The 1,833-nt window shown below is 53.3% G+C and carries 1 pseudogene; it reads right to left on the bottom strand.

Annotated features, from left to right (window positions below):
* A pseudogene (locus BQ9893_RS20865) lies at nt 1–1,828 on the bottom strand (viral A-type inclusion protein); the annotation flags it as partial.
* Nucleotides 1,829–1,833 lie beyond the last annotated feature (5 nt).

Below are 1,833 nucleotides of genomic sequence, written 5' to 3'. Positions count from 1 at the left end.
CCTTCTGGGTATCGATATATTCCTTCAGACGGGTACGGAGGGATTGGAGGCTTTCGGAGGATACCTTGTCGAGGTCCCCGAATACGGCTTCCCAATTCAATCCGTCCTTCAATTCCTTCAGATCAAGGTCAGACAGTTTCTTTTTCAACTCTCCCCGCAGGCTGTCTTTCTCACCGTCCGTGGCGGCTTCCCTGATACGTTTCTCGTATTCCTCGGTAATGGCCCACTTCTTTTTTTCATAGCTGCCATATTCCGCCAGGTAATCACGCATGGCCTGGGCTTCTTTTTCCATCTCTTCCTCCAAGGTGGCCGTAATGGCCGCGTTCCGGTTCTTATCGTTCGAGTCGCGTGCGCCGGCAAGGGCATCCGTCTGGCCGGGAGTCAGACCATTGCCACCGGTGGAAACACCGGCTTCCTTGTTTTCACGTTTCCATTCAGCCTCCTGACGGGCTATTTCTTCTTTTCTTCTGTTATAGTCGTATTCGATCTGTGCCAGTTTCTTTTCAGTGCCGTCTTTCATCCGGTCTATGTATTCCTGGGCGTTTTCCGCCTGCAACGCAGCAAGTTCCTGCGCCAGCCTGCGCTCTGTAGCCATACGCTGCTTGGCTTCCGTTTCCGATTTTTTATCGGACTGTTTAGGATCGGAGTGTCCGCCGATATTTCCTTTCTTGGCAGCTTCGGCGGCTTTCCTCGTTTCCTCCTCCGCCTTCCTCAGATAACCGTCACGCTTGTTCTCCGCATTTTTCAGCAGGATATCATAAGCCTCCTGATCATGTTTTCGGATAGCCTCCTGCGCGTCATACACCTGGCCGACTTCCGCCATATTGCTTTGCATCAAATACTGCCCTATTTTTCCAAAGAATCCCATAGCACTTTCAGCCTCTTCCGGTTTCTGGGCCTTGATCTTGTTTACTTCTTCGTCAGCTTCGGCTGCCTTGCTGACGAGGTTCTGGACGTTGGCCTGGTGAAGCAATACCTGCACGTAGTCCTCGCTCTTTTGGATAAGGGTATCGTACCACTCGGAAAGGGTTTTATAATAACCGAAACTTTCCCCGTATTTGCGGTTCAGTTCCTCCACTTTCGCCTTTTCCTGTTCCTTGCTGCCGGTAAAGTTCTTTATCTCATCGGTGACCGATTTCAACTCAAAGCGGGTACGCACCATCTGGGCGCGGCCGTCCTTCTCGATCTCGGTCATTTCCTTCAACGAGATCGAGAACTCGTCCACGCCTTTCTTCGCACTGAACAAATCTTTCGTCCACTCCACGATCTCGTCACCGTACATCACAAGCAGCATGATGCCAGTCGTAAGTGCCGTCTGCCAGGAAAAGAGGGAAGAGAGCACCTGCTTCCATACCGGCGTGCCTTTCTGTCCCGACTTCCGCAGCTCGTCGTATTCCTTACGGGCACGGGCCAGCTCATCGGTGAATACCGGCAGGTTGTTACTGATGGCCAGAAAGAACATCTGCGGTCCCATAGCCAACGAGGGCATCTCACGGGCAATCTGCTGGATGCTGTTGTGCAAGCCGTTAAACTGGCGCTGTGCATTGGGCACGTCCGGCGGGGTGACCTGTACGGATTCCGATTCCGCCTGAAGTTGTCTCAACTTGCCGCGTAATTCCTCAAGCTGCTTTTCCAGCGCGTGGATCTGGGCGATGTTGGCGCTCTGATCCAAATTGGGGGCGGCCGTCTCACCGGCAAGGCGCAGCCTTTCCAGTTCCGCCTCCAACACCCTGACGGTGTTACGAAGCTCCAGCGCCTCACGCTCGGCCTTGTCCATGCCGGGCGTAAGGCCGTCCTTCATCAAAAATTCAACTTCTACAGGTTTCATTCCAG

Source organism: Parabacteroides massiliensis (genome assembly GCF_900155425.1).
In the GTDB taxonomy this organism is placed as follows: domain Bacteria; phylum Bacteroidota; class Bacteroidia; order Bacteroidales; family Tannerellaceae; genus Parabacteroides; species Parabacteroides massiliensis.
This window is presented reverse-complemented; position numbering and strand designations above follow the sequence as displayed.